This is a genomic window from Tahibacter sp. (assembly GCF_035481375.1).
Lineage (GTDB): Bacteria > Pseudomonadota > Gammaproteobacteria > Xanthomonadales > Rhodanobacteraceae > Tahibacter.
This window is the reverse complement of the sequence record NZ_DATIGT010000294.1, coordinates 53,929-63,471: the sequence shown is the minus strand read 5'-3', so window position 1 is coordinate 63,471 and position 9,543 is coordinate 53,929. Positions and strand designations below refer to the sequence as shown.

6 protein-coding genes are annotated in these 9,543 nt (G+C 69.1%); 4 read left to right on the top strand and 2 right to left on the bottom strand.

Going from position 1 to position 9,543, the window contains the following annotated elements; genetic code table 11:
* Positions 1-139 precede the first annotated feature (139 nt).
* Positions 140-688 (bottom strand): hypothetical protein, encoded by a 549-nt coding sequence (locus tag VLF18_RS19600; protein WP_325281319.1) that lies wholly within the window; start codon positions 686-688, stop codon positions 140-142.
* A 197-nt stretch (positions 689-885) separates the two neighbouring features.
* On the opposite strand from VLF18_RS19600, the gene VLF18_RS19595 reads away from it, so the two are divergent.
* Together VLF18_RS19595 and VLF18_RS19590 are read left to right on the top strand one after the other, a co-directional pair.
* On the top strand, positions 886-3,039 hold the full coding sequence (locus VLF18_RS19595; protein WP_325281318.1) for an ATP-binding protein: 2,154 nt from the start codon (positions 886-888) through the stop codon (positions 3,037-3,039).
* A complete protein-coding gene (locus tag VLF18_RS19590) occupies positions 3,039-4,154 on the top strand; it encodes a hybrid sensor histidine kinase/response regulator (RefSeq protein WP_325281317.1) in 1,116 nt (371 codons plus the stop codon). Before VLF18_RS19595 ends, VLF18_RS19590 begins: the two co-directional genes overlap by 1 nt.
* 4 nt (positions 4,155-4,158) lie before the next feature.
* On the opposite strand, the gene VLF18_RS19585 is transcribed toward VLF18_RS19590, so the two are convergent.
* On the bottom strand, positions 4,159-5,958 hold the full coding sequence (locus VLF18_RS19585) for an SLC13 family permease (protein WP_325281316.1): 1,800 nt from the start codon (positions 5,956-5,958) through the stop codon (positions 4,159-4,161).
* Positions 5,959-6,228: 270 nt separating this feature from the next.
* Here VLF18_RS19585 and VLF18_RS19580 point away from each other — a divergent pair, with 270 nt between their 5' ends.
* Together VLF18_RS19580 and VLF18_RS19575 are read left to right on the top strand one after the other, a co-directional pair.
* The gene (locus VLF18_RS19580) at positions 6,229-9,141 is read left to right on the top strand and encodes a TonB-dependent receptor plug domain-containing protein (RefSeq protein ID WP_325281315.1); all 2,913 of its coding nucleotides are present in this window, start codon (positions 6,229-6,231) and stop codon (positions 9,139-9,141) included.
* Positions 9,142-9,366: 225 nt separating this feature from the next.
* A complete protein-coding gene (locus VLF18_RS19575; RefSeq protein ID WP_325281314.1) occupies positions 9,367-9,507 on the top strand; it encodes a hypothetical protein in 141 nt (46 codons plus the stop codon).
* Positions 9,508-9,543: the final 36 nt, after the last annotated feature.

The following is a 9,543-nucleotide window of genomic DNA, read 5'->3' as shown; positions in this document are numbered from 1 at the left end:
GTGTGGCAGGCAGTCAGCGAGCTCGAGCCGATCGCGACGAGGAGCAGCAGAGCAACGGTCTTCAGCGTGGTTTTCATGGCATGGATCCCTTCGGTGTGATGAAGCGGCGGCGCGCTCGGGCGCCGCCGTGACGACGGGTTTACTTGCTGTTCGCCGCGAGCGCGTCGGCTTCGCGCAGGCGTTCGTCGCGGCGCGCTTCGGCGGCCGCGACGGCGGCGTCGTAGTCAGCCTTCGCCTTGTCCTGGCAGCCGTCCTTCGCCGCGCCGGTCAGCGCATCGCAGCGCTGGTCGGCGACCTTCTTCGCCGCTTCGGCGTCGGTCTTCGCGACGTCGTAGTCGGCCTTGGCGCGCGTGCGCATCACGTCGGCCTCTTCCTTGCCGATCTTGCCCGACGCGTCCGCCATGGCCTGGCCGACTTCCTTGTTCGCGTCGGCATGCTGCTCGCCGGCCGAGCGTTCGGCCGAATTGAGGTCCTTGTTCGCGTCGGCCTGGGTCTTCGCGAGATCGGACTGAGCCGCCGCGACGTCCTTGTTGGCCTCGGCGCGCGCGTCCTGCGACTTCTGGTTCGCCTCGGCCTGGGCCTTGGCAACGTCGGCGCGCGTCTTGGCGGGATCTTCCGGGCGGTCGCAGGCACTCAGCAGCAGCGCAGCGGCAAGACCGGCACTCAGCAACAGCGGTTTGGTATTCATGACGACTCCATCAGGTTCGGTGACTTACAGTCGGGGGTGTACAGAGTCCGTGCCAGCCCCAGCAGCATCGCAAGCCGCTGATTTGGAAGGGAGTGTGGCGAGGCACGGCATGCAGTAATCCCAGCGTCGGCCGCGGCGGCCATGCAGAACGCATGACACCGCGCCGGCAGTGGCTTGCCCAAGGGCCGGAGTGCAACGTGGTCGACGACACTGCTGAGCGGACCGCCGATTCCCCGGACTGGGACGGCTGGCAGCGCTATCTGCTGCTGTTCGCACTGACTTTGCTGCTGCTGCTCGGCGTGGGCTGGGCAGCGCTCGGCACGGGCGAGCAGCTGACGACGACGCTGAGCGACGTCACCCGGCTGCAGGAGGCGACCAAGCGGCTGTCGCTGCTCCTCACGCGCACGGTGGATCTCGAAACCGGTCAGCGCGGCTATCTGCTGACCGGCGACGACCAATACCTGCGTCCGTACCGCCTGGCCGATGCCGAGATCTCGGCGGACTTCCGCGCCGTCGACGAGGCGCTGCGCGAGTATCCGGAGGCGCGCGAGGAACTCGCCGCGATCGAGGACGCGCTCGCAAAGAAGCGCGGCGAAATCGCGACCTCGCTCGCGGTCTATCGCGAACAGGGCGCCGAGGCTGCGCTGACGCTGATGCGTTCGGGCTTCGGCAACCAGATGATGGACGACGTCCGCAACGCGATCGCGAAACTCACGCGCGATGCGCGCAGCCTGATCGCCGAGCGGCAGATCCATCTCGAACGCGCGATCGCGCAGCGCAACGTGTCGATCTTCTCCGCGCTGGGGCTGGCGATCGTCGCGAGCGTCGCCGGCGTGGTGCTGCTGCGCCGGCATCTGAACGCCCTGCGCCAGGAGCGCAGGCTGCGCGCCGCGGCTGCGCGCTCGGACCAGGCCAGCCGCGAGAAGAGCGCCTTTCTCGCGAACATGAGCCACGAGATCCGCACGCCGCTCAACGCGATCTTCGGCTTCAGCCAGCTGCTGTCCGAACGCGTCAGCGATCCGCAGGACAAGCGCTACGTCGATGCGATCGTGACCAGCGGGCGCTCGCTGCTCGCGCTGATCAACGACGTACTCGACCTCTCGCGCATCGAAGCCGGCAAACTCGACGTGCGGCCCGCTCCGATGAACGTGCGCGAGCTGCTGCAAAGCGCGCAGCTCGTGTTCTCACAGCTCGCGGCGGACAAGGGGCTGCGCCTTGATACGCGCGTCGACGCCTCGGTGCCCGACGGGGTCGAACTCGACCAGGCACGACTGCGCCAGATGCTGTTCAACCTCGTCGGCAACGCGGTGAAGTACACCGACCAAGGCTACGTGCGGCTGCGAGCGAGTGCGACACCGGACGCCGACGACGAACTGCGCGCGACGCTGCTGATCGAAGTCGAGGACAGCGGCGTCGGCATCGCCGCGGAGGATCGCGAGCGCATCTTCGAGCCCTTCATGCAGGCCGCGGCCGACGCGAACCAGCGCGAGGGCACCGGGCTCGGGCTGTCGATCACGCGCCGGCTCGCGCACTTGATGAGCGGCGAAATCCTGCTCGAAAGCACACCCGGCAAGGGTTCGTGCTTCCAGCTGCGCCTGCCGCGGGTGCCGCTCGCCGTGCTGCCGGAGGCGGCGCCGGCCGCAGCGACGGAACTGCAGACGATCGCACCGCTGACCATTCTCGTCGCCGACGACGTCGCGCTGAACCGGCAGCTCATCGAGGCGCTGTTCCGCGGCTCGCCGCATCGCCTGATCATGGCCGAGGACGGCAGCCAGGCCGTCTCGCTGACGCGCGTGCATCGTCCGGCGATCGTGCTCATGGACATCCGCATGCCGAACCTCGACGGCGTCGCCGCGCTCGAACGGCTGCGCGCGGATCCGGAACTCGCGCAGATCCCGGTGATCGCCGTGACGGCATCGAACCTGCTCGGCGACGAATCGGCGCTGCGCAAACGCTTCGACGGCTATGTGCGAAAGCCGATCACGCGCGAGCTGCTCACGGCCGAACTGCTGCGCGTGCTGCCGCTGCCCGGAAGCGCGCCGGCCAACGGCGCCGGCGACGATGCGCCTCGCGAACCGCAGGCTCTGCCCGACGTGCTGGCCGAACTCGAACGCGTCGAGCGCGACGTGTGGCCGCGGCTGCGCGATTCGCTGGCCGTCCGCGAGACCACGCGGCTGGCAGAACGACTGCTCGTTCTCGCCGAGCGCTGCGGCTCGGCCGGCCTGGAACGCTATGCGCGGCGCCTGCAATCGGCCGCCGCGCAGTTCGATCCGGTTGCGCTCGAAGCCACGCTGACCGACTTTCCCCACCAGCGCGCGCATCTCGCCGCGCATCTGCAGGACACTGTGTAATGCCGTTTTCCGCTCCCCCGCGCGAGCCGCTGATTCTCATCGTCGACGACCAGACGCCGAACGTCCAGTTGCTCGGCCATATCCTGTCGGACGCCGGCTACGACGTGATGCCGGCCAATTCCGGCGAACAGGCGCTCGCGCGCGCGCAGGCGCGCCGACCCGACCTCGTGCTGCTCGACATGATGATGCCGGGGATGGACGGCTTCGAGCTGTGCCGGCGCCTGAAATCCGACCCGAACCTGCTCGACGTGCCGACGATTTTCCTGACGGCCGCGACCGAGCGCGAATTCCTCGTGCGCGCGTTCGAACTCGGCGCGGTCGACTACATCACCAAACCTTTCGTCGCCGAGGAGCTGCTCGCGCGCGTGCGCACGCACGTCAACCTGAAGCGCGCGACGGAACACCTGCGCCTGATCGTGCGCGAGCGCGACGACGTCACCGCAATCGTCGCGCACGATCTCAAGAATCCGATCTCCAACATCCGCTTCGCCGCGCAGATGCTGCGGCGGCCCTCCATCAGCGCCGAACGCCACGCCGGACTCGTCGACGATATCGTGAGCTGCTGCGACGAGGCGATCGAATTCGTGCAGCGCTTCCTGCAGCGCCGCGCGAACATCGAGCGCGTGCGCATGCTCGAATCCGCCGCAGTCGACCTGGGCCAGCTCGCCGACCGCGCGATCGCGCGCCAGCAGGCCGCGGCCGAGGCGCGCGGCGTCCGCCTCGTTCGCGGCGGCAAGCCGCTCGCCGCGCAGGGCGATCCGGCCGCGCTGCGCAATGTGCTGCAGAACCTCATCAGCAACGCGATCCGCTATGCGCCGCGCGGATCGGCGATCGACGTGCTGCTGGATTCCGACCGGCCGGGCTTCGCCCGCGTGTTCGTGATGGACCGCGGCCCGGGCATTCCGGCAGCCGAGCGCACCAAGCTGTTCCAACGTTTCGCGCGCATCGCGCATGTCGACACGGATGCCGACGAAAGCCTGTCGACCGGGCTGGGGCTCGCCATCGCGCGCGACGACATCGAGCAGATGGGCGGCTATCTCTGGTTCGAACCGCGCGGCGGCGGCGGCAGCACGTTCGCGTTCGAGCTGCCGCTCGCGCGCACGGTCGACGGCTGAGCGTTCAGCGCGCCGGCCACAGCGCGAGCGCGACGAATGCGGTGATGGCCGCGAACAACACGGTCAGCGGCGCGCCGACGCGGAAAAAATCGCCGAAGCGGTAGCCGCCGGGCAGATAGACCAGCAGATTGCCGTGGTGGCCGAGCGGCGTCAGGAACGCCGCGACCGCACCGATCGCAAGGCTGGCGACGAGCGCTTCGGGCGCGAGACCGAGCGGTTCGGCCATGCGCGCGACGATCGGCGCGAGCAGCACGACGGTCGCCGCATCCGACAGCACCTGCGTCACGATCGCGCCGGCGCTGAACACGAGGATCAGGATCCAGAACGGCGAAAAGTCCTGCAGCATCGGCGCGAACTCCGCCGCCGCGAGCGCCGTCAGTCCGGTCTGTTCCAGCGCGGCGCCGAGCGCCAGCGCACCGGCGATGAACGCGATCACGCGCAGCTCCAGCGCCGCGTAGGCTTCCTCGGCACTGAGGCAGCGCGCGACCACGACGCCGATCGCGCCGGTCAGGAATGCGACGTGGACCGACAGCAGTTCGGTCGCGGCCGCGATCACGCTGCCGCCGAGAATGCCGAGCGCCCACCACGCCCGCGAGCGGCGCAGACGCCGCGCCGGGAACGGCAGCGCCATCAGGAACTCGCGCTGCGCACCGAGCCGGTCGAGCTGCGCGGGCTCGCCCCAGACGACGAGCGTGTCGCCCGGCTGCAGGTGCACGCCGGCCAGTTCGCCGCGCATCCAGCCGTCGCGACGCCAGAGACCGACGACGATGACGCCGTAGCGTTCGCGGAAATCGACTTCACCGACCGCGCGGCCCGACAGGTACGAGCGCGGTGCGATGACGAGCTGCGCGAGGCGCTCGTCGCCGAACGCCTCGGCACCCTGCGTTTCGTGCGCCTCGCCGTACTTCGCGACCGCGTGCAGTGCGAGCCCTTTTTCGTCGGCGATGCCGGCGATGCCTTCGGGCGTCGAGCGCACCAGCAGCACGTCGCCGGCTTCGAGCCGGCGCTCGTCGCGGCCGTGGCGTATCGGGTCGCCGCCGCGCAGCCAGTCGACGATCTCGAACCGGCTCGCGTAGCGCTCGGCGATCGCGGCGAAGGTCTGGCCGACTTGCGGCGCGCCGTCGCGGATCAGTATTTCGGTGTAGTAGTCCTCGAGCGCGAAGCGTTCACCGCTGCTGCCGGCCGCGACGCGTTCGGGCAGCAGCCAGCGTCCGGGCAGCGCCATGTAGACGAGGCTGCAGACGACGAGCGCAACGCCGATCGGCGTCAGCGAGAAGATGCCGAGCCCCTCGCGGCCGGCTTCCTGCAGCACGTGGTCGGCGACGAGAAATGCCGGCGCGCCGATCAGGGTCAGCGTCGTGCCGATCGATGCGGCGAGCGACACGGGCATGAGCAGCCGCGACACCGAGAATCCGCCGCGCGTCGCGACCGTGCCGGCGATCGGCACCATGAGTGCGGTGATCAGCAGATGGTGCGTCAAGGCCGACAGCAGCGCCGCGGCGAGCATCAGCACGATCATGCCCCAGGCGAGATGCGTGCCGGCAACGCGCATGACCCAGCTCGCGAGGCGTTCGGCGAGGCCGGTGTTCACCACCGCGGCCGACAGCACGAACGCGCCGATCACCGCGACGACAGGCTCGCTGCCGAACCCTTTGAGCGCCTGCTCCGGCGTCAGCACGCCGCCGCCGATCAGGACGACGACCGCTGCCATCGCGACGAGATCGGACCGCATCCATTCGGTGACCAGCAGCAGCAGCGCGAGGGCGATGACGATCAGGCAGATGATCTGCGGCGGGCTCAGCATGTCGCGCGCGACTCCTTCGACGAAACCCGAGTGTCGCAAACACTGGCGGCGAACGGCCAGCGCCGGCTGCTGCACCGCAACCGGCTGCGGTCCCGCCTGCGCGCTCGCGGGCGGGCCGCGGAATCACGCAATGCACAATGTCGATACGTAGCCTTGTGCCGATTGCCTGATTAGTAATTGGTTCGTACGAAGGCCTTCATAGTAGTCGGGCGTTTCGCTACCATCGCTCGCCGCGCGCAATTTCCGCTACGTCAGAACCGGGGAGTCTTCATGAAATACTCGATCAGGCCGGGCTCCGGCCGTGGCTCGTCCGGCGCGCGCCTCGTGCGCCGCGCTTCGCCGCTGGCTGCGACGCTGCTGTCGCTGTGCGGCGGCAACACGTTCGCGCAGCAGCTCACGCCCGACGACGAGGCGATCAAGCTCGACCGCGTCGAAGTCGTCGGCTCGCATCTGCGGCGCGTGGATATGGAAACGCAGCATCCGGTCCTCGTCATCGAGCGCGAAGCGCTGCTGCGCACCGGCCTGACCGACGTCGCCGACATCCTGCAGACGATCACGAGCAACGGCCAGACGCTCAATCGCAACATCAACAATGGCGGCAACGGCGAGGCGCGACTGAACCTGCGCAGCCTCGGCGACAACCGCACGCTCGTACTGCTCGACGGCCGCCGCTTCGTCGCCGGCCTCGAGGGCGCGGTCGACCTGACCGCGATTCCGCTCGCGCTGGTCGAGCGCGTCGAGGTGCTGCGCGACGGCGCTTCGGCGCTCTACGGCTCCGACGCGATCGCCGGCGTCGTCAACATCGTGACGCGGCGCGACTACACCGGCGGCGAAGCCGGCATCCAGTTCGGCGAAAACGCGCACGGCGACGGCGCGAGCCGCGCGTTCGACATCACCTACGGCATCACCGGCGAGCGCTGGAACGTCGCCGCCGGTGCGAGCTACAGCAAGGACGACCCGATCCTCGCGCGCGACCGCGCGATTTCGCGGCTGCCCTACTTCGGTCTGCCGCTCGCCGCGACCGGTTCGCTGACGACGCCGTACACGCGGCTGATCCGCGAATCGGGCGGTGGCTACGTGCGGTTGATCGAAGGCCGCCCGGGTACGTCGGCCGATGACTTCCGGCCGCTCGATCCGGCCACCGACGGCTACAACTACACCTTGCAGAACTATCTGAAGACGCCGCAGGAACGCCGCTCCGTGTTCGCGCAGGCGCGCTATGAGTTCAGTTCCCGGCTCGCACTGCGCACGAACCTGCTGCGCACCGAGCGGCGCTCGTCGCAACAGCTCGCCGAACCGGTCGTGTCGTTCTCGCCGTTCCTGCTCGACGCCGACGGCAATCCGATCGGGATCGCGGCGGACAACGTCTACAACCCGTTCGGCGAAGCGATCGTCACGGGTTCGCGCCGCTTCGTCGAAGCCGGGCCGCGCCGCTTCGAACAGGACGTCGACACGACGCGCCTGAGTTTCGGCCTCAACGGCCTGTTCGAACTCGGCGCGCGCGAGTTCACCTGGGGCGTCGACTACAGCGCGACGCGCGCCGACGAGGGCGAGTTCGTCTCGCCCTATGCCGACAACGCGCGGCTCGCGCGCGCGCTCGGACCGTCGTTCCGGGACGCGGCCGGCGTCGAACGCTGCGGTACGCCGGGCGCCGTGATCGCGGGCTGCGTGCCGCTGGATCTGTTCGGCCCGCCCGGCTCGATCACACGCGAGATGCTCGACTACGTCGGCGTGTCGGCGCACAACCGACGGCGCGCCGATTCGCGCGACCTGCTGCTGCACGCCGAAGGCGAGGCGTTCGACCTGCCGGCCGGCCCGGTCGGCATCGCGACAGGTTACGAACACCGCCGGGAAAGCGGCTACAACCGGCCCGACGCGGTGATCGCGAGCGGCAATGCGAACGGCACCGGCGTGACCTACGAGGCGACCGAAGGCGACTACACCGTCGACGAAGCCTATGTCGAAGTGAACCTGCCGCTGCTGACCGGCCGGCCGCTCGCGCGCCAGCTCGACGTGTCGCTCGCGTCGCGCTATTCCGACTATTCCGCGTTCGGTGCAACGACCAATTCCCAGTTCGGCCTGCGCTGGAAGCCGGTCGACGATCTGCTCGTGCGCGGCAACATCGCCGAAGGCTTCCGCGCGCCGAGCCTGTTCGATCTGTATTCCGGCGCCTACGACAGCATCGGCCAGCTGCCCGATCCCTGCGCGGCCGTGAATTCTCCGTCGGCCGCGACGCTGTCGCGCTGTCAGGCCGCCGGCGTCCCGGTCGACGTGCAGGAGGGCGAGAGCTACATCACTTACGGCGCGAATCGCGACCTTGCGCCCGAGCGCGCGCTGTCGCGATCGGTCGGCTTCGTCTATTCGCCGCACTGGCTCGACGGGTTCGAGGCCACGGTCGACTGGTATCGCATCCAGATCCGCGACGCGATCGGCGACCGCTCGCCCGATGCCGTGCTGGCCGACTGCTACGAGCGCGGCGACGCCGCGGCCTGCGCGCGCATCACACGCGCCGCCGACGGCAGTCTCGTGCGCGTCGTGGCGACGGCGCAGAACCTGCCGGGCGGCCTGGAAACCGAGGGCGTGGATTTCGGATTCAACTACCGGCGCAGCACGTCGGCCGGCGATTTCGTGTTTGCCTGGGACAATGCCTATGTCGATTACTACGGTGAACTGCACCAGCCCGCGCGCAACACGCTGCTGCCCGACGGCACGCGCGCGCAAGGCAACGTCGTCGCCGACAACCGCTCGCCGGGCGGCTTCTACACCGTGGTCTGGCGCCTGCGCTCGAACCTGAGCCTCGCCTGGAGCCGCGGCGACTGGAACGCCTCGGTCGGCGCGCGCTATTTCTCGCCGGGCGACGAAGACTGCAGCATCGTCACCGACACGGCTGCCTACCTCGAACGGCCCGAACTCAATGCGCTGTGCTCGAACCCCGGCCGCGAGATCGACGTCGACGGTTCCGGCACCGCGTCTCCCGCACCGCAGAACCGCGTCGCGAGCGTCACCTATTTCGATCTCGAAGCCGGCTGGCAGACGCCCTGGAACGCGAAGATCACGCTCGGCGTCCGCAACGCGTTCGACCGCGACCCGCCGGTCGCCTACTCGACCCAGTTCAATTCGTTCTTCGCCGACTACGACGTGCCGGGGCGCTACTGGTATGCGAGCTACCGCCAGCGGTTCTGAACCGACGCTGCGCTGAAGCACGGAAGATGCGGTTGCCGCCTGCGCCGCACGGGAAAACTGGTCGTCGCCGGCGGCGCGGCCAGTACCCCGCCGTCGCTGCCGACGACGCCGCAGCAGATTCTCGAAAGCCTCGGCTATTCGTTGTCGCAACCGCTGTTCGGGCGGCTCGCGACATGCTGAAGAAAGAAGCTTCACCGCGCAGCCCTATGCGACCTGCCGAGTGCTATGCCGGCTCGCGGCGCGCCGCAGCCGCGCGACGTGTTCGAACCGGCCACCGTCGTCGATCGCTTCGACATCGCATCGAACACGCAATGCTGGCTGCCGCCCGTATTCGATCTCGGAACCATCTCGGCCGAGTTCCCGTAACGAAAAAAAAGCGGCGACGCAGGGGAACGTCGCCGC